23 protein-coding genes and 3 pseudogenes are annotated in these 21,637 nt (G+C 69.9%); 9 read left to right on the forward strand and 17 right to left on the reverse strand.

The window, feature by feature from the left end; genetic code table 11:
• Both ACOJSN_RS15975 and ACOJSN_RS15980 read left to right on the forward strand, forming a co-directional pair.
• Positions 1-216 (forward strand): annotated as a pseudogene (locus ACOJSN_RS15975) (keto-deoxy-phosphogluconate aldolase); the annotation flags it as partial.
• Positions 217-263: 47 nt separating this feature from the next.
• Positions 264-1,364: pseudogene (locus tag ACOJSN_RS15980) on the forward strand (sugar kinase).
• 72 nt (positions 1,365-1,436) lie between these two features.
• On the opposite strand, the gene ACOJSN_RS15985 reads toward ACOJSN_RS15980, so the two are convergent.
• The 11 genes from ACOJSN_RS15985 to coaD form a co-directional block, all read right to left on the reverse strand.
• Positions 1,437-1,919, reverse strand: a complete 483-nt coding sequence (locus tag ACOJSN_RS15985) for an LpqN/LpqT family lipoprotein (RefSeq protein ID WP_420113482.1) — start codon at positions 1,917-1,919, stop codon at positions 1,437-1,439.
• Positions 1,920-1,961: 42 nt separating this feature from the next.
• Positions 1,962-3,209, reverse strand: coding sequence for a hypothetical protein (locus ACOJSN_RS15990; RefSeq protein ID WP_420113483.1), 1,248 nt, complete (start codon positions 3,207-3,209; stop codon positions 1,962-1,964).
• A complete protein-coding gene (locus ACOJSN_RS15995; protein WP_420113484.1) occupies positions 3,206-3,910 on the reverse strand; it encodes a hypothetical protein in 705 nt (234 codons plus the stop codon). Before ACOJSN_RS15995 ends, ACOJSN_RS15990 begins: the two co-directional genes overlap by 4 nt.
• Positions 3,911-3,993: 83 nt before the next feature.
• On the reverse strand, positions 3,994-5,187 hold the full coding sequence (locus ACOJSN_RS16000) for a winged helix DNA-binding domain-containing protein (protein ID WP_420113485.1): 1,194 nt from the start codon (positions 5,185-5,187) through the stop codon (positions 3,994-3,996).
• 58 nt (positions 5,188-5,245) lie between these two features.
• On the reverse strand, positions 5,246-5,638 hold the full coding sequence (locus ACOJSN_RS16005; protein WP_420113486.1) for a hypothetical protein: 393 nt from the start codon (positions 5,636-5,638) through the stop codon (positions 5,246-5,248).
• The gene (locus ACOJSN_RS16010) at positions 5,635-6,141 is read right to left on the reverse strand and encodes a hypothetical protein (protein WP_420113487.1); all 507 of its coding nucleotides are present in this window, start codon (positions 6,139-6,141) and stop codon (positions 5,635-5,637) included. The genes ACOJSN_RS16005 and ACOJSN_RS16010 overlap by 4 nt, the downstream gene beginning before the upstream one ends.
• A gap of 68 nt (positions 6,142-6,209) precedes the next feature.
• Positions 6,210-7,136 carry a bifunctional DNA-formamidopyrimidine glycosylase/DNA-(apurinic or apyrimidinic site) lyase gene (gene mutM, locus ACOJSN_RS16015; RefSeq protein ID WP_420113488.1) on the reverse strand — a complete coding sequence of 309 codons (927 nt, stop codon included), beginning with the start codon at positions 7,134-7,136 and terminating at the stop codon, positions 6,210-6,212.
• Positions 7,120-7,830 carry a ribonuclease III gene (gene rnc / locus ACOJSN_RS16020; RefSeq protein WP_420113489.1) on the reverse strand — a complete coding sequence of 237 codons (711 nt, stop codon included), beginning with the start codon at positions 7,828-7,830 and terminating at the stop codon, positions 7,120-7,122. Before rnc ends, mutM begins: the two co-directional genes overlap by 17 nt.
• On the reverse strand, positions 7,827-8,417 hold the full coding sequence (locus ACOJSN_RS16025; RefSeq protein ID WP_420113490.1) for a YceD family protein: 591 nt from the start codon (positions 8,415-8,417) through the stop codon (positions 7,827-7,829). The genes rnc and ACOJSN_RS16025 overlap by 4 nt, the downstream gene beginning before the upstream one ends.
• Entirely contained in the window at positions 8,414-9,007 is a 594-nt protein-coding gene (locus ACOJSN_RS16030; protein WP_420113491.1) for a hypothetical protein, read from the reverse strand. Before ACOJSN_RS16030 ends, ACOJSN_RS16025 begins: the two co-directional genes overlap by 4 nt.
• On the reverse strand, positions 9,004-9,507 hold the full coding sequence (coaD, locus tag ACOJSN_RS16035; RefSeq protein ID WP_420113492.1) for a pantetheine-phosphate adenylyltransferase: 504 nt from the start codon (positions 9,505-9,507) through the stop codon (positions 9,004-9,006). Before coaD ends, ACOJSN_RS16030 begins: the two co-directional genes overlap by 4 nt.
• A 130-nt stretch (positions 9,508-9,637) precedes the next feature.
• Between coaD and ACOJSN_RS16040 the strand changes: the two genes are divergently transcribed.
• A complete protein-coding gene (locus ACOJSN_RS16040) occupies positions 9,638-11,179 on the forward strand; it encodes a UxaA family hydrolase (protein WP_420113493.1) in 1,542 nt (513 codons plus the stop codon).
• Here the strand turns inward: ACOJSN_RS16040 and ACOJSN_RS16045 are convergent.
• Entirely contained in the window at positions 11,172-11,843 is a 672-nt protein-coding gene (locus ACOJSN_RS16045) for a ThuA domain-containing protein (protein ID WP_420113494.1), read from the reverse strand. The genes ACOJSN_RS16040 and ACOJSN_RS16045 overlap by 8 nt on opposite strands.
• Positions 11,844-11,886: 43 nt before the next feature.
• Here ACOJSN_RS16045 and ACOJSN_RS16050 point away from each other — a divergent pair, with 43 nt between their 5' ends.
• Both ACOJSN_RS16050 and ACOJSN_RS16055 read left to right on the forward strand, forming a co-directional pair.
• Complete coding sequence (locus ACOJSN_RS16050) at positions 11,887-12,756, forward strand: PmoA family protein (RefSeq protein ID WP_420113495.1); 870 nt, start codon at positions 11,887-11,889, stop codon at positions 12,754-12,756.
• Entirely contained in the window at positions 12,753-13,886 is a 1,134-nt protein-coding gene (locus tag ACOJSN_RS16055; RefSeq protein ID WP_420113496.1) for a Gfo/Idh/MocA family protein, read from the forward strand. The genes ACOJSN_RS16050 and ACOJSN_RS16055 overlap by 4 nt, the downstream gene beginning before the upstream one ends.
• On the opposite strand, the gene ACOJSN_RS16060 is transcribed toward ACOJSN_RS16055, so the two are convergent.
• Both ACOJSN_RS16060 and ACOJSN_RS16065 read right to left on the reverse strand, forming a co-directional pair.
• The gene (locus ACOJSN_RS16060; protein WP_420113497.1) at positions 13,879-15,066 is read right to left on the reverse strand and encodes a lipid-transfer protein; all 1,188 of its coding nucleotides are present in this window, start codon (positions 15,064-15,066) and stop codon (positions 13,879-13,881) included. The two genes, ACOJSN_RS16055 and ACOJSN_RS16060, sit on opposite strands and share 8 nt — an antisense overlap.
• Positions 15,063-15,743: a TetR/AcrR family transcriptional regulator gene (locus ACOJSN_RS16065; protein WP_420113498.1), complete on the reverse strand. Its 681-nt coding sequence runs from the start codon at positions 15,741-15,743 to the stop codon at positions 15,063-15,065. The genes ACOJSN_RS16060 and ACOJSN_RS16065 overlap by 4 nt, the downstream gene beginning before the upstream one ends.
• A 166-nt stretch (positions 15,744-15,909) precedes the next feature.
• Here ACOJSN_RS16065 and ACOJSN_RS16070 point away from each other — a divergent pair, with 166 nt between their 5' ends.
• From ACOJSN_RS16070 to ACOJSN_RS16085, 4 genes and pseudogenes are all read left to right on the forward strand, one after another.
• On the forward strand, positions 15,910-16,713 hold the full coding sequence (locus tag ACOJSN_RS16070) for an SDR family NAD(P)-dependent oxidoreductase (RefSeq protein ID WP_420113499.1): 804 nt from the start codon (positions 15,910-15,912) through the stop codon (positions 16,711-16,713).
• A gap of 7 nt (positions 16,714-16,720) precedes the next feature.
• On the forward strand, positions 16,721-17,848 hold the full coding sequence (locus ACOJSN_RS16075) for a DUF5938 domain-containing protein (RefSeq protein WP_420113500.1): 1,128 nt from the start codon (positions 16,721-16,723) through the stop codon (positions 17,846-17,848).
• A gap of 19 nt (positions 17,849-17,867) precedes the next feature.
• Positions 17,868-18,209: pseudogene (locus ACOJSN_RS16080) on the forward strand (AMP-binding protein); the annotation flags it as partial.
• An 85-nt stretch (positions 18,210-18,294) separates the two neighbouring features.
• Positions 18,295-19,386, forward strand: a complete 1,092-nt coding sequence (locus ACOJSN_RS16085; protein ID WP_420113501.1) for an AMP-binding protein — start codon at positions 18,295-18,297, stop codon at positions 19,384-19,386.
• Positions 19,387-19,402: 16 nt separating this feature from the next.
• Here ACOJSN_RS16085 and ACOJSN_RS16090 read toward each other — a convergent pair whose 3' ends face one another.
• The 3 genes from ACOJSN_RS16090 to ACOJSN_RS16100 all read right to left on the reverse strand — a co-directional run bounded on the left by ACOJSN_RS16090 (position 19,403) and on the right by ACOJSN_RS16100 (position 21,603).
• Positions 19,403-19,828, reverse strand: a complete 426-nt coding sequence (locus tag ACOJSN_RS16090) for a hypothetical protein (RefSeq protein WP_420113502.1) — start codon at positions 19,826-19,828, stop codon at positions 19,403-19,405.
• An 81-nt stretch (positions 19,829-19,909) separates the two neighbouring features.
• The gene (gene rsmD, locus ACOJSN_RS16095; RefSeq protein WP_420113503.1) at positions 19,910-20,467 is read right to left on the reverse strand and encodes a 16S rRNA (guanine(966)-N(2))-methyltransferase RsmD; all 558 of its coding nucleotides are present in this window, start codon (positions 20,465-20,467) and stop codon (positions 19,910-19,912) included.
• Complete coding sequence (locus ACOJSN_RS16100) at positions 20,464-21,603, reverse strand: DUF6297 family protein (protein WP_420113504.1); 1,140 nt, start codon at positions 21,601-21,603, stop codon at positions 20,464-20,466. The genes rsmD and ACOJSN_RS16100 overlap by 4 nt, the downstream gene beginning before the upstream one ends.
• Positions 21,604-21,637: the final 34 nt, after the last annotated feature.

Below are 21,637 nucleotides of genomic sequence, written 5' to 3' on the forward strand. Positions count from 1 at the left end.
GCCCCGGCGATCAAGGCGCTCTCGGCCCCGTTCGGCGGCCTGCGGTTCGTCCCGACCGGCGGCATCGGGCCGGCCAACCTCAACGACTACCTCGGGATCGACGCAGTTCTGGCGGTTGGCGGTTCCTGGATGGTCCCCCGCGCCGAGATCGCGGCCGGCGACTTTGCCACGGTGACGTCCTTGACCACCGAGGCCGTCGCCCTCGCCACCGCCTGACCCACCCGCCGAAAGAGCGTTGAAAGCTAGAAGGAGAGAGAAGTTCGATGAGCCTGTCCATCCGTCCCGCTGAGGACTGCCGCTACGACATCGTCTCGCTCGGGGAGGTGATGCTGCGCCTCGACCCGGGCGAGGGACGCATCCGCACCAGCCGCAGCTTCCGCGCGTGGGAGGGTGGCGGTGAGTACAACGTGGCCCGAGGTCTGCGCCGCGCGTTCGGCCTCCGGGCAGCCGTGGTGACCGCGCTCGCCGACAACGAGGTGGGGCGCCTGGTGGAGGACTTCATCCTGCAGGGCGGCGTCAGCGTGGACCACATCAGCTGGACGCCGTAGGCCGGCATCGGCCGCACGGTGCGCAACGGCCTCAACTTCACCGAGCGCGGCTTCGGTGTGCGCGGCGCCGTGGGCGTCTCCGACCGCGGCAACACGGCGATCTCCCAGCTCAAGCCCGGCGACGTCGACTGGGACCGTCTGTTCGGCGAGCTCGGCGCACGCTGGCTGCACACCGGCGGGATCTTCGCCGCTCTGAGCGAGTCCACCGCCGAGGTGGTGGTCGAGGCCGTGACCGCCGCCAAGAAGCACGGCACCGTGGTCTCCTACGACCTCAACTACCGCCCGAGCCTGTGGAAGTCGATCGGCGGCGAGGCGAAGGCCCAGGAGGTCAACAAGGCGATCGCCCCGCACATCGACGTCATGATCGGCAACGAGGAGGACTTCACCGCCTCGCTCGGCTTCGAGGTCGAGGGCACCGGTGACAACCTGGACAACCTCGACGTGACCAAGTTCCAGTCGATGATCGCCACCGCGAGCGCCGCCTACCCGAACTTCGAGGTCATCGGGAACACGCTGCGCACCGTGCACTCGGCGTCCGACAACGACTGGGGGGCGATCGCCTGGTCGAAGGACGAAGGCTTCGCCGAGGCTACGCACCGGCCGCACCTGGAGATTCTCGACCGCGTCGGCGGCGGGGACTCCTTCGCCTCGGGCCTCATCTACGGCCTCATCACCGGGCAGCCGCTGCAGACGGCCGTCGAGTACGGAGCTGCGCACGGTGCGCTGGCGATGACCACCCCGGGTGACACCACGATGGTGACCAAGGCCGAGGTGCTCAAGCTCGCCGGCGGCGGATCGGCCCGCGTGGACCGCTGATCGCACCCTGCACACGCGAGGGCCCCGCACCAGTTCGGTGCGGGGCCCTCGTTCGTGCTCAGCAGGTGGGCGTCACTCGGAGATCGCCACGCCCTGGAGCACCTCGCGGATCTCCGGCAGACGGTCGAACGCCTGGCTCGCGGTGCACGTCCCGACAGCCTGCACCACGTCGGTGTAGGCGCCGCGCTGCACCACCGTGATGAGCGCCGCCTGGTAGAGGGTGCCCGCCTGGGGGTGGACGAACGCGCCCTCGATGCGGAACGACGGGTGTGCGCCGCCGAATGCGTCGCGGTACTCCTGGCCGGTCTCCTCCCACTCGGGAGCGCTCTGCAGGGCCTCGACCGTGGCCCCTGCGGTCTCCTCCAGGCTGGCGCCGATGGCGCGCCGGCTGGTGACCACGACGTTCGGCTGGAACTCCTGAGCGCCGTCGAGGGACTTGCCGATCGCGACGAGAGCCTCGGCGACGGTGAGCACCTCCCACCCTTCCGGGCGTGGCAGCGAGACTCCGACCTGGGCCGGGAACTCGGCACTCGGGTAGGTGACGGTGTCGGACATTCTTCTCCTTCGAGAGTGGATGAACGTGTGCTGCAGACCAGGCTAGAACCCGAAGAAGCCCTTGACGTCGTCGACGATCTTCTTCGGCTTGATGGAGAAGTCCACCTTGACGCCCGCCCCGACTCCGAGCGAGGCGCCGATGTCGAACTTGACCTTGACCTCGTCGCTGGTCACCTTGATGTCACCGCTGGCCTCGAAGCCGATGCCGGCGCGGACATCCGCGCCGACGTTCGCCTGCGCGCCGGAGATCCCAACGCTGCCGCTCGCCTCGGCCTTGGCCCCGGCGAACGCCTTGACGCCCGCGTTCGCCGAGACACCGTCGAGGCCGACATCGAGGCCGGCGTTCGCCTTGGCCTCGGCACCGGCCATCCCGCGCACACCGACGTTGGTGGAGAGCGGGCCGGCGTTCCACGATCCGTTGGCCGACCCCTCGACGCCGGCGAAACCGCTCGCCTCGGCGCGGGCGTGAATGCCGTCGAGACCGATCGAGCCGTTCGCCGAGGCATTCGCCCGGGCGCCGCCGTACAGGGAGGCGTCGCCGGAGAACGTCCCCACCTGGGTGTTGACGCTCCCGTGCGCGTTGAGGTCGAACAGGTGCGCGTCCGCCTCGGCGCCGGCCCCCGCGTACCAGTTGCCGTTCTCGTACGTGGTGCCGTTCCAGGTGCTCGCGCTGGCGCCGGGCCCCTCCGCCGATGCCCGGTTTCCCGAGGGCACTCCGGCCTCGAACGAGGCTTCGGGGAGCGCGGGGTTGGGTGCGCGGACGCCCGCGAGCGCGATCGTGAGGTCCGTGCCCACCTGGTCGATGTCCGTCTGCAGTGTGGTCGCCCGCGTCCACAGCCGGTCGTTCTCGCCCTGGAGGCCCGGCGCGTCACGCCAGCTGCTCCACTCTTCGCCGTCGATCGAGCCGCCGGCGCGGGCGAACTCGTCCATGTCGTTGGCACGCCCCACGAAGTCCTTGACGTCGGTCTCGAGCGTCTCCGACCGCGTCTTCAGCGTGCCCAGGGTGGTTCCGGCGTCGTTGAGCGCCGTTCCCATCGTCGACAGGTTGCCCTGGATCGTCTCGAGCGGTGAGGAGATCTTGGGGATCGCCTGGAAGACGGCGGGGCTCTCGGGGGTGTTGTAGTTCGCCTCGGTCAGGCCCGTCCAGGCGCTGGTGACTCCGCTCGATGCACTCCCGACGCCGCCGCTCTCGCCACCGGCGGTGGTGAGGTTGCTCCCCGAGGTCTGGACGGTCTCGGGGTTTCCCTTGACTTTCGGGACGTCGGAGACCTGGATCATCGCGTAGGTCATCGCGGACCCCCCTGGTTCGCCGGAGTGACGGTGTAGTCACGACCGGAGGAGGTGATGTCGACGCCTGGCCCAGTGGCCGTCGTCTGGTAGTAGGTGGTCGTGTCGGTGACACCGTTGTGGGTGTTGGCCGTGGACCAGTTCTTCCCGCTGACCGAGTAGCCGTTCGACTCGGCCGAGTAGCCGGTGTAGCCCGTCGACGAGCTGCCGTCCCTGGCGGAGACCGACTGATGGCTGACGGACAGCGACCTGTTCTCGCTCGTGCTCGGAAGGTTCTCGTTGACGGCGGCGAGGCCTCGGTTGTTGGTCCCACCCGGGGTGGTGTCGCGGCCGTTCGCCCAGTTGTTGAGGTCGGCCTCGCCGTTGACGAATGCTGTGCCGTGCTCGAACGTCACCTTGGCCTCGGTGGCCTTCTGCTCGGCGACCATCTCCGCTGAGCTGTTCTCGTACACAGTCAGGCACGCGCGCAGGGCGCCCACGCAGCTGGTCGCGTAGGTCTTGATCGTCGTGACGTCGCGCGTGTGGTTGCTGCGAAGCGTCGCGAGCCGACTCACGGCCGAGAACTCGGGAGGCAAGGCGCCTTCGGCGTTGGTGAGTTCGTCGGTGATGGTCGTCTTGACATCGTCGAGATCCTTGATCGCGGTCTCGGTGTCGGTCGCCACCTTCCCGGCACTCTCGTTGTCCACCGCGTACTTGTCACCCATGCTGCTCCCCGCCGTCTCGCCAACAACGTCCGCCAGCCTAGGGCCACACGCGGCACCGATCGAGGGGAGTCCTCCCCATCGGGCTACCGCGCCAGCTGCATGGCGGGTGAGGCGTAGACGACGTTGACGACAACCCTGTCGAGCCACACGGTGAGCCGCTCGGCCTCGTCGGCGAGAGCCCGCCTCGCTCTCGCCGGGACGTCTTCAAGGAGGTGAATCCGTGCGGTGCCGTCGCGGTCCTGCACCCATGTCCCGACGACGTGACCGTTCCACCAGGCTGTGGTGCCGGCATTGCCGACCGAGTCGAAGGTCATAGCCAGGTGCCGGCCGACGTAGAAGTCACGCCCTCGCCAGCCCATCACGGTCGGGTCGAGCGTGGGCAGCAGCGCCACCCACTCGGTCGGCTGCTCGACCGGCTCGATGTCGTCGGGCAGCAGCCACCCGAGCGCGGTCTCGGTGTCCAGGCTGACGGGCACAGCCTCGACATCGATGAGCGCCGCACGCACGGCACCGAGCGTGCCACCCAGCCACCAGGCGAGATCGGCCTCGGTGCCCGGGCCGAAGCTGTGCAACCAGCGTCGGACGAGCTCGGCATACCCCTCCCGTTCCGAGAGCGGTTCGGGGACGACGGGCAACCACGTCGAGGTCGCCGTCCACCGCGGTTTCGACAGGCGCCAGTGGCCACCGTTGTGTGCGCGCACCAGCCTGCCCTGCGCGTTGAGCAGCTGGAGCACCTGTGGTGCGACCGGCGTCGCCGCAGCCCACCGCCCGCTCCCCCGCTCGACCTTGACGTCCACCGCGGGCAGCAGCTGGCGCAGCTCGGTGCCGCTCGCCTCTCGCGTGGTGAGCGTCTCGACGACGGCGTCGCCCACCTCGTCGAGCCATCTCTCGCCGTCGGGTGTGATGCCCGAGGTCACGAGGTCCTTGGCCAGCCGCGACCTCAGCGAGCGCGCCACCCGGGCGCTCGTGCTGCCCCAGGCCGCAGGCAGCAGGTCGGTCGTGAAGCCGAAGAGTGTCTGTCTCATCGCGGACTGCTTGACGATGCTGCGGTGCTGGTAGAGAGCGTTCTCGACGTCGTCGATGGTGACCCCGGCCGCCCTGGCACGGAGCGCGAGGTGCACGGAGGCCGGTTCGGTCGCGTGCAGGACCGTCATCCCCCTCGTCGCAGACACGAGATCGGAGAACCGCGCGTCGGGCGCCACACCGTGGCGCACGCCGAGGCGCGCGCGGCGCTCGTCGTCGGTGACCCGACGGGCGGGCCTCGGCGATGCCTTCATAGACCACGATCGTAGACAGGACAGCACCGGGCGCATCGCAGGCTGTGTGCTCGCGGCTTCACTTCCCTCGATCGACCCCATCGTGATAGCAGTCGCGCGTGAGCGGTACGGCGTAGGACCAGTCGAAGGGGAAGATGTCCCTCTCGCGCGCTGCAAGCGCCCCGAGCGCCTGGCTCGGCTCCGCCGACGAGATCCAGGTCGGGCCGATCTTCCAGTACACCCCGACGAGGTTCCCGCCGGCCGAGGTATCCACCTGAAAGACCGACGGGATCCGATCGCCACGCGGTGGCATCGTCGTGCCGGCGATCCAGTAGATGGCATCGTCCTCGGGAACCACCTCGACCTGTACCACCGTCGGCGTCCCGGTGAGCTGGTCGATGCGGATGACGAACGTGGGCGAGCCGTGCAGAAGGTTCAGCCATTGAATCGTGGTGGCATCCGGCTCACTCACGGCGTGGGCTCTCGTATGTCGCGCATCCGATCCTCGGTGCTCTCGCGCGATTCTTCGAGATAGGCCAGCCACTCCGCCCAGTAGCTGTGCTCTCGTAGGCCACGGTCGTCGAACGCCGCCACGATCTCCCTGAACGGGTAGACGCCGTGGTGCATCTGCCGCTCGAGCGGAGCGAGCTCGGCAGCGAGACTGAGGTACTCGGACATCCCCAGGCCCAGCGACTGAAGGTCAGCGAACCACCCGAGCTCGGCGATACCGAGCGGGAAGCCCTCGTTGCGTTGCCCGAGATCGAACACCAGCATCTCGCCCGACGGGAGATCAGTCAGCGCGCGCACGGTGACCGATGCCGGATCCGTTGCCAGCAGCTCCTCCTGCTCGCTCTGCCACTCCTGCGGGGTGAGTCGTCGTTCGGGGAACGCGATGAATTCAGCCATCTGGAACAGCGGGACAGTCGCCAGGAACGTCACCACCTCCGGCGGTGCGACGTGCTCATCCATGCCCATGGTCGATTCTTCTCCTCAGGATTCCGCCGGCCACGCGCGACAGCGCACACCCACCCACCGAGCCACCGTCACGGCCTTCGCTGACAGCGTGCGCAGCGGAAGGAGGAGCGGTTGGCGAAAGATTCTCGCCGAATCGTGCCACCGCAGCGGTCGCACGGCTCGCCCTCCCGCCCGTACACGTGCAGCGATCGGTCGAAGTAGCCGCTGGCTCCGTTGACGTTCACGTAGAGGGAGTCGAAACTGGTGCCGCCTGCCGCGAGGGCCGCCCGCATCACGTCGGTGGCGGCGTCGAGCAGCAGCTGCAGCCGCGCGGGCGGGAGGCTCCTGCCCGGCCGGTCGTAGTGCAGCCGGGCCGTCCAGAGCGCCTCGTCGGCATAGATGTTCCCGACGCCGGAGACCAGCTCCTGGTCCAGCAACGCCTTCTTGACGCCCCGGGCCGACGCCCGGATCCGGCGGACCAGTGCAGCGCGGCCCACGGTCCCGGCCGCGACCATCGGGTCGAGCAGGTCGCGCGCGATGTGTGCGGCCACCTCGGGGATCAGCGGATCGGACCCGATCCCGCCGGCGTCCCCGCCCGGGCCACCGTCGGACGTCGCCACCAGATCGGTCACTGCGAGGTGCCCGAAGGTCCGCTGGTCGTGGAAGTCGAGCGCTCCGTCGTCGGCGAACGTGATCCGCACCCGGCGGTGCGGATGCTCAGGTGCCGGATCCTCGGGCAGCAGGAACTGCCCGCTCATGCCGAGATGCGCGAAGAGTGCCTCCTCCGCGGCGCCGCCGGCCTCCCGGAGCGGCAGCCACAGGTACTTGCCACGTCGCACCGCCGCGGCGAAGCTCCGGCCCACGAGCCGCGCCGACAGCTCCTCGGCACCGCCGAGCTGACGCCGGGTCACGCGCGCGCCGAGCGGTCCGTGCACCTGCACAGCGGCGATCGGGCGGTCGAGCACGTGACGCGCCAGCCCGGCACGCACGGTCTCGACCTCAGGAAGCTCCGGCACCGTCCCGGTCCGTGCCCTCGAGCAGCGCGGTGTACGCGCGCGACGCCGCCTGCTGCTCGGCGATCTTCTTGCTGGTGCCTTCGCCGGTGCCCCAGGTGACGTCGTCGAGCACGAGCCGCGCCTCGAAGAAGCGCTCGTGATCGGGGCCGCTGCCCTCGACCACGTAGGCCGGCAGCCCGAGCCCGCGTTCGGCCGCGAGTTCCTGCACGCTCGTCTTCCAGTCCAGCCCGGCACCGAGGTGGGCGGCGTTCTCCAGGGTCGACCCCAGCAGCCGCTCCACCACCGCACGGGTGGGTTCCAGCCCATGGCTCAGGTACACCGCTCCGATGACCGCCTCGAACGTGTCACACAGGATCGAGTCCTTGTCACGCCCGCCGGTGGACAGCTCCCCCTTGCCGAGCAGCACGTAGCCACCCAGCTCGAGCGTGCGAGCGATCGCGGCAAGCGCTCGCTGCGACACCGACGCCGCTCGCATCTTGGCGAGCTCTCCCTCGGAGCGGTCGGGCAGGCACCGATACAGGTACTCGGTCACCACGAGACCCACCACGGCGTCACCCAGGAACTCCAGGCGCTCGTTCGTCGGGATGCCGCCTGCCTCGTGCGCGAAGCTGCGGTGCGTCAGCGCCAGCACGAGCAGCTCGCCGTCGAGGTCGATCCCGAGGCGGTCGGCGAGGTCCTGCGCGGCCGCACTCATCGCGGCTCCTCGCCCTCGCCCTCGCCCTCGCCCTCGTCGTCACCCTCCACGGAGGCGAGCGCCGAGAGCGCAGCCCAGCGCGGATCGAGGATCTCGTGCGCGTGGCCGGGCTCAGCGTCGTCGAGACGGATGCCACACTCCGAGCACAGACCTGCACAGTCGGGTGTGCACAGCGGCCGGAAGGGCAGCGACGGGACCACCGCGTCGGTGATCGTGGCCTCGAGATCGAGCAGATCGCCGTCGAGCACGGGAAGCGGGTCCTCGTCCTCCTCGTCCTCGGAGGCGGACCGCTGACCACGGGTGTCCGGGTAGGCGAACAGCTCGGTGAGGTCGACCCGCACGCCTTCACTCACCTCGCGCAGGCACCGGACGCACTCACCGAGCGCGCGCCCGGTGACGGTGCCCGTGACGAGGACACCCTCACTGACGGCCTCGAGCCGAAGCGCCAGCTCGAGTGGCGCCGCGGCCGGGATCGCGATCACCTCCGAACCCAGTGCTGCAGGCGCGTCGACCGTCAGTTCGAGCTCGCGCATCGAGCCCGGGCGCCGGGCGAGGTCGTGCGTGTTGACGACGAACGGGCCGGTCATCGGGACTCCTCGGCATCGGCGTGCTCGTCGCTGGTCTCCGCGGCGCGGAACCGATCGATCCGGCTCACGCGTGCGGGCACCTCCGGGCGATCCCCGTCGAGCTTGGCCTTCTCGGCGCGACCACGGGCACGCTCCACAAGACGCTGACGGCCGGCAGCCACCTGGTTGGTGATCGCGCCGAGGTCGATCTCGAACTGGGCTAGCTGTCGATCGCAGTAGTCGTCGGAGTCCTTGGCGAGCTGCTCGGCCCGCTCACGGGCCGCGGCGACGATCTCCTCGGCACGGTGCTCCGCAGCCGCCACGACCGACTCTTCCGACACCAGGTGGTCGGCGCGGGCGCGTGCCTTCTCGAGGATCTTGGCAGCTTCGCGGCGCGCGCGGTCCAGCACGGCGTCGGCATCGGCCACGAGCGTGTCGGCCTGCGAGATCTGGCTCGGCAGCACGGCCTTTGCGGACTCGATCAGCTCAAGCACCTCGGCCCGGTTGATCAGCGCGGACGCCGACATCGGCATCGCCCGTGCACCCGCCACGAGGTCGGTCAGCTCGTCCAGGATCGCGACGAGCGACTCGCCGCTGCTCGATTCGGTCATGGCTTCTCTCCCTGGTGACGGCGCGCCTCGAGCGCGCGGTGGACGGCCTCGGCGACGCCTGCCGGCACGAGGTCAGCGATCGCACCTCCGTGCGTGGCGACGTCCCGCACCATCGACGAGGCGATGTGGGCGAGCGCGGGATCGCCCACCACGAACACCGTGTCGACCCCGCTGAGGTGGCGGTTCATCAGGGCCATCGGCTGCTCGGCGTCGAAGTCCGCACCACCACGCAGACCCTTGACGATCGCGGATGCTCCGACCTCGCGGACGAGGTCGGCCAGCAGGCCAGGCATGGCGACCACCCGGACACCGGGAACGTCGGCGACCGCAGAGGCGAACAGCTCGACGCGAGCGACGTCGTCGAGGAGCGGCTGCTTCGCGGCGTTCACGCCGACGGCGACCACCACCTCGTCGAACATGGCGCGCGCGCGCCGCACCACATCCAGATGACCGAGGGTCACGGGGTCGAACGACCCCGGACAGACCGCGACTCCCGCCATGACGCCAACTTACCGCGCGCACAGCGCACCGCCGCTCCTGCGCCCATGACAAGCGACGGCAATGCAGGGATACCGCAAGCGCTTGCGCCTAGCATGGAACCGGTATCTCGCCCCCGACGAAGAAGAGCTCATGCCCACCACGCGACTGACCGACGTCGCACTCCTGCTCCGCCCCGAGGACGACGTCGCGATCACCACCAGCGACCTGACCGCCGGGTCTGAACTCGCCACCGACACAGGGACGCTCCGGGTCCCCGCTGACATCCCCCGCGGCCACAAGCTCGCGGTGCGCAGCCTCGACCCGGGTGCGCAGGTGCACAAGTACGGGCAGTCGATCGGGCTCGCCACGGCTCCGATCGCGGCCGGAGATCACGTGCACAGCCACAACCTCGGCATGGACACCGGTGAGCGCGCGCACGAGTTCGGCACGGCCCGCGTGGTCCCGACGTTCCCCGAGGGCCTGCCGCGCACCTTCCTCGGCTACGACCGCGGCGATGGCCGTGTGGGTACCCGCAACTACATCGGCGTGATCACGTCGGTGAACTGCTCGGCGAGCACCGCCAAGCTGATCGCGGACCAGTTCCGCGGTATCGGGACCCTCGACGACTTCACGAACATCGACGGCGTCATGGCGCTCGCGCACACGTCCGGCTGCGGTCTGGTGTCCGGCTCCGACGGCGCCGACATGCTGCTGCGCACGTTGCGCGGGTACGCGAGGCACCCCAACTTCGGCGGCCTGCTGGTGCTGGGCCTGGGCTGCGAGATGCTGCCGGTGACCTCGCTCGTGGAGGGTCTGGGACTCCCCGAGGGCATGCACATCGAGGCCATGACGATCCAGGACACCGGCGGCATCCGCGCCACGGTGCGCGCCGGCGTCGAGAAGATCCGCGAGATGCTCCCGATCGTCAACCAGGCCACACGCACCCCGCAGGACGTGAGCGAGCTGACCCTGGCCACCAACTGCGGTGGCTCCGACGGCTACTCCGGCATCACGGCAAACCCCGCGCTGGGCCTCGCAGGTGACTGGCTGGTGGCGGCGGGAGGCACCTCGGTGCTGGCGGAGACCCCTGAGGTCTACGGCGCCGAGCACCTGCTGACGCGGCGCGCGGTCTCGCCCGAGGTCGGGCAGAAGCTGCTCGACCGGCTCGAGTGGTGGAAGGACTACACCGCGGCGGGCGGCGGCACGATGGACAACAACCCCTCCCCCGGCAACAAGGCAGGCGGCCTGACGACGATCCTCGAGAAGTCGCTCGGCGCTGTCGCCAAGGGCGGCTCGGCCGAGCTGGCGGCGGTGTACGAGTACGCCGAACAGATCACGGACAAGGGCTTCTGCTTCATGGACACCCCGGGCTACGACCCGGTGTCGGTGACCGGGTTGGTCGCGGGCGGGTCCACGGTCGTGGTGTTCACCACCGGTCGGGGGTCGGTGTTCGGGTGCAAGCCATCGCCGTCGATCAAGGTCGCGACCAATACCCCCATGTACGAGCGCATGAGCGAGGACATGGACATCAACGCCGGACGGATCGTCGACGGCACCGCCACGCTCGAGGAGGTCGCTCGCGAGATCTACGAGCGCATCGTCGCCGTCGCGTCCGGTCAGGAGACCGTCAGCGAGGAGATGGACATCGGCCAGGAGGAGTTCATCCCCTGGCAGCTCGGCGCCGTCACCTGAGCAGCCAGTCCACCTCGCGGCGTAGCAGGTCGGCGCGGACCGCGCCGTAGGCGGGCACGTCGTGCCCGAGCGTGTCGACGACGGCGCGCACAGCCACGCCGTCGACCCCACCTTCGTGGGTCCAGACGATCGGATGAACGACGCCGTCATGCACCTGCGTGAGCAGCGGCACGATCTGCTGGCTCACCTCGAGGAACGAGTAGCGCTCGTCCACGATGTCGACCTCGGCCGGCAGTCCGGCAGTGATCGGGTGCTCGTGCGTGGCGACCTGCACGGTGGCCGGGCCGCCGGGTGGGTGCATCGAGGTGCCGGGCACCCAGCGGCCGCCGAGCACGTGGGGCCAGCGGTGCTCGTCGTAGAAGGTGTTGGTGGCGGCGTGGGTCGCGAGCACCGGTCCGCCTGCGAGCGCGTGCACGAGCACCGCCTCGCGCCAGCGCGAGCCCGCATCGTCGGGCTCGCCCGGGATCGCGTCGGCGCCGCCTCCGGCGTTGACCACGAGCAGCCGGGCAGACACAGGTTCGCTGCTGTCGGTGCCGCAGACCCGCGCGGTGAGCCCGTGCTCGGTGAGGACCTCGGCGATCCGTGCCGAGGTGCCGGGAAAGTCGTGCCACGGATCGGCGTAGCGGCCTTCACCGCTGAGGACGACGACATCGAGATCAGCCATCCCCCCACCCTACGCGGTAAGCGATTACCGCTAGGCTGAGGCCGTGCCCCATGACCCGGTGACCCTGACCGTGGCCGAGCGCGCCGTCGCGACCTATCACGATGGCTCCGACCTCCAGGCCGACCTCTCACCTCGCCCGTACCTGCACCCGGTGCGCACCCCCGGCGGCGTCGAGATGACCGAGACGTACCCGGCGGACCACCGGCACCACTACGGCGTCAGCGCCGCCGTGGTCGACGTGGACGGCGTCACCTACTGGGGCGGCAAGTCCTACGTGGACGGCCAGGGTTATGTGATGCTCGCCAACCAGGGCCGCCAGAGAGGTCCCGCGCCCGAGGTCACGAGCACGGGTCACCGCACGGTGCTCACGCACCGGCTCTCCTGGACCGGTCCCGACGGCGATGAGCAGATCGTCGAGAAGCGAGAGATCCGCCTCGCTCACCTCGGCGACGCCTCGCTGCTGACCTGGCGCAGCGACCTTCACGCACCGCACCGCGACCTGCTGATCGGCTCGCCGGCCACCCGTGGACGCACCGGTGCCGGCTACGGCGGCCTGTTCTGGCGCGTCGGGCCCGATGCACCCAGCACGGTGCGCGTGAGCACGCCCCACGGGGTGGTGACCGGCGAGGATGACGCACTCGGCGCCGTCGGCCGCTGGTTGACCCTCACCCAGGTCCGCGACAGCGGACCGGTGACTCTGCTGCTCGCGCAGCCCGAGACCGACCTGCTCCCCTGGTTCGTGCGCGTGACGGGCTACGTGGGCGCGGGCCCGGCGGTCGCGTGGGACACACCGACACCGCTCGCTCACGGCACGACCCGGACGCTGCACCTGTGGGCCGCGCTGATCGACGCCGAGCTGGACGTGGCGGCCGCCGACTCCATCTACCGCGACCTGGAGAACCTCGCACGATGACCACGACCTTCGCCGTGCTCGGCATCCACGGGTACGGCCGCCTGCACCTGGCTGAGCTGGCACTGCTTGCCACCGACGGGATCGCCGAGGTGGTCGCCGTGGCCGACCCGCGGGGCGCCGACGGCGCCGACCAGGTGCCCCCCGGAGTGCCCTGCTACACCGACCTCGACGACTTGCTCGCGCACGTGGTGCCCGATGTCGTGGTGCTGGCGACGCCGATCCACACCCACGCCCCGCTCGCGATCCAGGCGATGCGTGCCGGCGCGCACGTGCTCGTGGAGAAGCCCACCGCGGCCTCACTGGCCGAGCACGAGGCGATGGTGGCCGTCTCGGAAGAGACCGGCCGCGCCGTGCAGGTCGGCTTCCAGAGCTTCGGCTCGCACGCGTTCACGGAGATCGAGCGCCTCGTCGCCGACGGATCGATCGGCGAGGTCATCGGCGTCGGTGGCGTGGGCACGTGGCTGCGCACCATCTCCTACTACCAGCGGTCGCGCTGGGCGGGGATGCGAGCGCTCGACGGCGTCCCTGTGGTCGACGGTGTGGTCACCAATCCGCTGGCCCATGCGGTCGCGACCGCGCTGAAGATCGCGGGCGCGGTGCGTGCCGAGGATGTCGCAAGCGTGGAGGTCGAGCTGTTCCACGCCCACGACATCGAGGCGGACGACACCTCCAGCGTGCGGGTCGTCACGACCAGCGGCACCACGGCGACCTTCGGGCTCACACTCTGCGCGGCCCGCCAGGACAACCCGGTGATCACCGTGCAGGGCAGCGAAGGCGAGATCGCCTTCGCCTACACGGCCGACATCCTCACGCTCCGGACCGGCACCGAGACCACGGAGGACCGGGTGGGGCGCACCAGCCTGCTGCGCAACCTCGTGGACCACCTGCTCGAGGAGAGCGTGCCGCTCGTGGCCCCAGTCGCCGAGACCGGCGCGTTCATGCGGGTGCTGGAGGCTGTCCGCACCGCGCCGGAGCCGGTCGCGATCGATGGCGACGCCGTCACCTGGGTAGGTGAGGGCGCCGATGCCCACCCCGTGATCGCGGACATCGAGACCTGGTGCGCCCGGGCGTCCCGCGAGCACCAGCTCTTCAGCGAGCTGGGCGCGCCGTGGGCGCAGCCGATCAGCTGAGAGCGTCCACGGTGCGATAGACCGTCACCACGGCCGCACCACCCAGTCCGATGTTGTGCTGCAGCGCGGTCCGGACACCGTGGACCTGCCGGGCGCCGGCCTGACCGCGTAGCTGCCAGACCAGCTCCGCGCACTGCGCCAGCCCGGTCGCACCGAGCGGATGTCCCTTGGACAGCAAGCCGCCCGAGGGGTTGGTCACGACGCGGCCCCCGTAGGTGTTGTCACCATCGAGGATGAACCGCTCGGCCGTGCCCGGCGGGGTGAGGCCGAGCGCCTCGTAGGAGATCAGCTCGTTCGTGGTGAAGCAGTCATGCAACTCGACGACGCCGAACTCCTCACCTCCGATGCCCGCCTCCTCGTACGCGGCCGCCGCGGCCGCGACCGTGACGTCATACCCGACGACGCGCATGCGGTCGCCACCCTCGAAGGTGGTGTCGGTGTCGGTGCGCAGCGCCTGGCCGGCGATCTCGACGTCGGCGGTCAGCCCACGACGCCGGGCGAACTCCGGGCTGACGATCACCGCTGCCGCGGCTCCGCACGTCGGAGGACAGCACTGCAGCCGGGTCAGTGGACCGAAGACCCGCGGCGACGCCAACACCTCGTCGACCGTGACCGGATCGGTGAAGACGGCGTTCGGGTTGTTGGCGGCGTGCGCACGCGACTTGACGCTGATGCGGGCAAACACCGCCGGGTCCATCTCGTAACGCGCCGCGTAGTCCGCTCCCGCACCGCCGAAGAGCATCGGCGCCAGAGGCGCCCGCGCACCGGCTTCGACCTCCTCGGCAGCGCGAATGAACGCTCCGAGCGGATTCGGTCGATCGGTCCACTTCTCCGTGAGCGCGCCACGCTCCATCTGCTCGAACCCGAAGGCCAGCACGCACTCAGCCACGCCGGAGGCAACAGCCTGCCGAGCAAGCCAGAGCGCTGTCGAGCCCGTGGAGCAGTTGTTGTTGACATTGACGACCGGGATCCCGGTGCGGCCCACGCCGTACAGCGCCTGCTGCCCCGAGGTGGAATCGCCGTAGACGTAGCCCGCGTAGGCCTGCTGGACGTCCTCGAGCAGGATTCCCGCATCGGACAACGCACTGCGGATGGCGACCCGTGCCAGCTCGTCGTAGGGCCGCGCGGTCCGGGGCGTGGCAAACGGGACCATGCCGACGCCCAGGACCCTCGCGGTCACGGCGCTGTTCCTTGCATGCCGTCCAGCAGCCGCGGCATCAGCCGCCTGACCTGCTGCCGCAGCGCAGCATCCACATCGTCGGCGCCCGCGAGGTGGCGTTGGACCGCGTGGGAGAAGACGCCGTCGAACAGTGCGTACGCGGTGTCGGCATCGACCAGCAGCGCCCGCTGTGCGAGCTCGGCATATCGGAGCAGGATCCGCCACACCATGGTGCGCAGCGCGGTGTCGATCTCGGCGACCTCGCCACGGAAGCTCGAGTCGACTAGGCTCTGGACCCGCAGGTCGTACCAGAGTCGCTGCTCGTGCGCATCCTCGTGCATCGTGACGAGAAGGGCGGCGAGAAACCGTTCGACCAGATCGTCAGGACCGGACGCGCCCGACCCCACGTCGTCGTACCTGCGCACGCAGCGCCGCTTGTAGAGCGTGACGCAGTGCGTGATCAGCTCGGTCTTGTCAGCGAAGTAGTAGTGCAGCACGCCGTGGGAGAACTCGGAGTTCTGGGCGATCTCACGCAGCGAGGTGTTGGCATATCCGCGCTCGGCGAGCGTGCGCAACGCGGCCGCAGCCAGCTCGTCCCGGCGGGCGGAGACCTTGTCGGCAGTCGCCAGCGCAGGCGCCATGGCGCGTCCGTTCGACGCGCTGGTGGCGTCGTCGGCGTGCGTCGGGGCTGCGGTCACAGTGCTCCACGGTACTCGTGCCAGTGAGCGACATGCGGGATCGCACGCCGAACTTGACAACTGTCCAAGAAACTCTTGACGACTGTCAAGCGATGGTGCAGGGTGACGAGCACCGGACCGCCACCGACGGCGGCCGGGCACCATCTCAGCTCGACGAGGAGCAACCATGACAGCCTTTGACCTGACCGGGCGGCGCGCCGTCGTCACCGGTGGAGCGCAGGGCCTCGGTCTTGCGATGGCCACAGCCCTGGCCGACGCCGGCGCCACCGTGGTCCTGGCCGATCGCGCTGACGATGTCGGCAGCGCGGCCGCCGCCCAACTCACCGACTCCGGTGCGCACGCCAGCTTCGTGCACCTGGACGTGACCGATGAGGCCGACTGGGAGCGCGCCATCGGTGACGTCGTGGCCAGCACCGGCGGACTGGACATCCTCGTCAACAACGCCGGCGTCGAGGTGACCTCACTGCTGGTCGATATCGATCCGGCCGAGCTGCGCGCGATGCTCGACGTCAACGTTCTCGGCACCATGCTCGGCATCAAGCACGGGTTCCGCGCCATGCGGCCGGGCGGTGCTGCCGGCTCCGGCGGCGCGATCGTCAACGTGGCCTCGGTGGCGGCCACCATCGCCTTCCCGGGCATCGCCGGATCCTCCGGCACCAAGTCCGCCGTCGACCGGATCACCAGAGTGGCCGCGATGGAGTCCGGCAAGCTCGGCTACGGGGTGCGCGTCAACTGCGTGTACCCGGGGCTGGTGCCGACCGCGATGGGTCAGAAGCTCGCGGTCGAGACCGCCGCGCTCGGTCTGTTCGAGTCGCCCGATGCCGCGGTCGGCGCCGTCGTCGACCTCACGCCGCTGGGGCGGCTCGGTGAGCCTTCCGACATCGCCGACGCCGTGGTGTTCCTGGCGAGCGACGCCGCACGATTCGTCACCGGCGCCGGCCTCCCGGTCGACGGCGGCATGGGGATGTGAGGACGCGATGAGCGACAAGCCTGTCATCGTCTACGGAGCCTCCGGCTACACCGGGCGGCTGGTTTGCGAGTACCTCCGCGAGTACAACGTTCCGTTCGTCGCCGCCGGGCGCAGCGAGGAACGCCTGACGGACTCCCTGGCCAGCAACGTCGCCGGCGTCGAGACCGCCGACTACGAGGTGCGCCAGGTCGAGCACGACCTCGAGGCGCTGACCGACCTCTTCAGCGGTGCCCGGGTGGTGCTGAACACGGTCGGCCCCTTCAGCACCTGGGGTCCGACCGTGGTCGAGGCGGCCCTGGCCGCGGGAGCCCATTACACCGACACCACGGGCGAGCAGGACTGGTTGATCACCTGCGAGAGCGACTACGGCGCGCGGTTCGCCGACAAGGGTCTGCTGCTCGCTCCCGGCATCGCCCAGATGTACACCACCGGTGAGATCGCCGCTCAGCTGTGTCTGGAGCAGCCCGGTCTCGACACCCTCGACATCGCGGTGTTCTGGGGCGGCAGCCCGACCATCGCGTCGACGTTGACGATCCTCGTGAACGCGGCCACCTCCAAGGCCCATTACCTCGAGCAGAACCAGTACGTGGAGTTCGATCCCGACCAAGGACTCGTCTCACTCGTGGTGCCGGGCCAGCACGAGCTCGCACTGTCACTGCCCTGGGGAGGCACGAGCCACCCGGTGTGGTTCAAGAACGATCCGCGGGTCGCCAACGTGAAGGCGCAGGGCGGCGTGTTCAACGCCGCGCTGATGAACGGCGTGCCGCAGATCGTGGCCGCCGCGCTCGAGGCAACCAAGGACATGAACCACACGGACCGCGATGCCGCGCTCACGGCGACTGCGGCCCAGGTCATGAACCAGATGCCGCCTCGCGAGAACCCGCGGCTGAACAAGTCGCTGGACTCGGTGCACGCCTCCGGACCGCTGGGCCGCGCGCACTGCGTGATCCATGGCAACCAGAACTACAAGCAGACCGGCCTGCTGCAGGCGTTCGCCGCGTACTGGCTGCTGCAGCGTCCGCCGCTGCGGACCGGGTTCGCGTCGGGCTGCCAGGCGTTCGGGCACCGCGAGCTGTTGGGTCAGCTGCGCGCGTTCGGGCTGGTCAGCGACCCCGTGCTCACCGTGAACGGCTGAGTGCGAAGGGAGAGCACGGATGCGGCTGGTCGACTACCTCGACAAGGGCGCGAGCCTCGACCCTGACGCGCCGTGCCTGCGCGCCGACGAGCGCGTGCTGAGCTACCGCGACGTGCAGGCCACGTCCGACGCTGTGGCCCGCGCGCTCGCCGGGAGCGGCATCGTGCCGGGCGACAAGGTCGCGATTCTGTCGGCCAACGACCCGATCGCGTTCACCTGCGTGTTCGGGATCTCCCGCGCGGGGGCCGTCTGGTGCCCGATCAACCCGCGCAACGAAGCCCGCGAGAACCGGCAGCTGCTGGATCTCTTCGAGTGCCGCGCGTTGATCTTCCAACGCGCCTTCGCGCCCCTGGTCGCGCGGATTCTGCCCGATCTGCCGCGTCTGGAGGTCGTCGTCTGCCTGGACGGCGCAGGCACCCCGGGCGACCTCCCGGGACGGAGAGTGGATGGCAACCACACCCGTGGACGACATCGCGATGATCGTCGGCACCGGCGGTACCACCGGCCTGCCGAAGGGAGTGCAGCTGAGCACCCGGAACCTGGAGACGATGACGGCGATCACGCTGATGTCGTACCCGTTCGCACCACGGCCGGTGTACCTCGCGCTGGCGCCGCTCACGCACGCAGCCGGGGTGCTGTCCTTCCCGGTACTGACGATGGGCGGCGAGATCGTCATCATGGCCTCACCCGACATCGGGCACTTCCTGCACCTCATCGAGCGCCACCGGGTCACTCACACCATGCTGACGCCGACGTTGCTGTACATGGTGCTCGACCACCCCGACCTCGACACCGTCGACACCAGTTCCCTGCAGTGCTTCTGGTACGGGTCGGCGCCGATGTCGGCGGCCAAGCTCGAGCGGGCGCTGCACCGCTTCGGACCGGTGCTGGCGCAGTACTTCGGACAGACCGAGGCACCCATGGTCGCCACGACCATGACCCCGGGCGACCACTACCGCCCTGACGGGAGCATCGCCGTCGAGCGCCTGACCTCCGCAGGTCGTGCGGCACCGTTGGTGACACTGGCGATCATGGACACCGACGGTCGCCGGCGACCCCCCGGCGACCCCGGTGAGATCGTGCTGCGCAGCTCGCTCGTGACCCCGGGCTACCCCCGCAACCCCGAGGCGACGGCGGCCGGCTCTCCGTACGGCTGGCACCACACCGGGGACATCGGATACCTCGACGAGGATGGCTTCCTGTTCATCGTCGACCGCGCCAAGGACATGATCATCACGGGCGGCTTCAATGTGTACTCGGCCGAGGTGGAGCAGGCCGTGATGGAGCACCCCGCTGTCCAGGATTGCGCAGTATTCGGCGTCCCGGACAGCAGGTGGGGTGAGCAGGTCACGGCGGTGGTGCAGATCAGCCCCGGCCACACGATCGAGGTCGACGCACTGCATGCGTTCGTGCGGGAACGTGTGGGCGGAGTGAAGACACCCAAGGAGTTCCTCGTGTGGGACGACCTGCCCCGCTCGAAGGTGGGAAAGGTCTTGAAGCGCGAGATCCGTGCGACCGTGATCGGCTCAGCCGGCTGAGCGCCGTTGTGCGAGATCAGCGGACCGCCTTCTTCACCAGCGCGCGGAGTGTCTTCTCCACGTCGTCGTTCCACGCGGTCACGGCGAACGACGTGGGCCACATGACACCGTCGTCGAGCGCCGCGCCGTCGTCGAAGTTCACCGTGGCGTACCTGGTGTCGAACTTCGAGGCCGGTTGCACGAACATCAGCACCTTGCCGTCGCGTGCGTAGGAGGGGAACCCGTACATCGTCTTCGGGTCCAGCTCCGGCGCTTCCTCGGACACCACCACGTGGAACCGCGAGGCGACCTCGCTGTCGGTGCCGCTCAGCCCCTCGATCGCCGCCATGCAGGCCTCGAACTCACGCGCCTTCTTCGCGGCGCCCTTGACGCCCTTGGTCGCGCGCAGCTCCTCGGCACGCTGCTTCATGGCATCGCGCTCGGCCTTGCTGAATCCGCTCATCGGTGTGCTCCTTGTGTCGGTGATCCTGTGTCGCCCTCGAGCCTAGGGAGCACCTCGCCGACGCCACTTCTTCGTTCCTGATCAGTTCGCGACGGCGGTGGCGAACCAGAGCGTGGTCTCGCCGTAGACCTTCGTGTCCTCGACCTCGAGCCCCGCCGGCCAGGTCGGCTCACCGGCGCGGGTCGACTGCTCGAGCACGACGGCGGCGCCCTCAGCCAGCCAGCCCGGTCGCCTCAGCAGTCGAAGCACTCGGTCGACCCCCAGCTCGTACGGCGGGTCGATGAAGACGAGCGTGGAAGTGCGGGTGGGCGCGCGCCCCGCGAGGAGCTGTTCGACCTTGCGCCCGATCACCGTGACCTGCTCCGCGAACCCGAGCGTGCTGGCGTTCGACCGACACACCGCGACCGCAGTGCGCGAGGAGTCCACGAGCACCGCGGTCTCAGCGCCGCGCGAGAGCGCCTCCAGACCCAAGGCGCCCGAGCCGGCATACAGATCGAGGACGCGTGCGCCATCGAGCAGGCCACGATGATCAAGGCGAGAGAACAGCGCCTCCCGGACCCTGTCGCTGGTGGGGCGGGTGCCGGTGGCGGGCACAGCGAGTCGCCGACCGCCCGCGGTGCCTCCGACGATCCTGGTCACGGCCGCGTGCCTGTCTGGCCCTCCATCGCACGTGCGAACGCGCCCTTGGGATTGGGCACGTGCGTGCCGATGGCGACGGCGATCAGGGTGGTCGCGACCTGCCACGGGAACAGCGTGGTCGGCGACGCTACCGCCACGATGCCCAGGATCAGCGGAAGCAGGAAGATGACCACGATGTCCGGACCCTTCGCGACCATCCCGAAAAGTCCCGGCGGGATCGGCGGACCCATCGGGTTCGCGACCAGAGGCTTCGACCAGTCAGCCGGCTTGCGGTACGCACCACGCAGCGCGCCGGCAGCGAACGTGGGGCCGGCCACCGCCGCGAGCGGCAGCCACGCCGACTCCGCCAGACCGGTCAGCCCTGCCCACACACCGACAGTCACCAGGAGCCACAGCACCATCACCAGCCCGGGCCAGATCAGCCGGACTCGACGCATCTGCTCGGCAGCGATCGGGAAGGCTCGGTCGAGCACCGGAGCCATCTCGGCGCGCCGGGCCCCCTCGGTCGATGCCAGTGCGGCGGCGTAGCCGGAGATGATGATGGCGAGCAGGGTGGTCCAGCTCGGCCATCCGGCGAGCGTGACGACCACGGGGACCACGGCCCACACGAGCACCGAGATCACGTGGCGGCGCGACCGCAGCGTCACGAGCGCATCGCCGGTCACGACGGCCAGGACCGGGCCGCGCACCCAGGAGAAGGAGGCCGAGCGGCGGCGCGCATCGGGCTGGGAGGTGATGCTCAGCGCCCGCCCGAGCTCGCGGGTGTCGAGCGAGGTCACCGCGCCGGCCGCGTAGGCGGTGACGGCACCCCGCGCGCGAATCTGCGCCCCCGAGATGCCATCGAGGTTCCGCTCGCTCGAGAGGTACAGCAACACGGCCACCACGAGCAGGGCCGCGACGACGATCAGCGCGACGAGCGGTGTGAGCGGCGCGGGCGCGGCGGGGCGCAGCAGCACCAGCGCCAGCGTCAACACCGGTGCGAGTATCACGAGTCCCTCGCCGATCGCGACGGCCGGGTGGGCGCCACGTCCAGAGCCGCCCACCTGGGTGCGGGCGACCGCGAGGACCGAGGTGAGCCCGACCCCTAGTCCGAGCGCTGCAGCCTCGGCGATCGCGATACCGTTGACGCCGGCCATCTAGCCTGCGAGCGCGCCGATCCCCGCGCCGGCT

This window comes from Pseudactinotalea sp. (genome assembly GCF_048594945.1).
Lineage (GTDB): Bacteria > Actinomycetota > Actinomycetes > Actinomycetales > Beutenbergiaceae > Pseudactinotalea.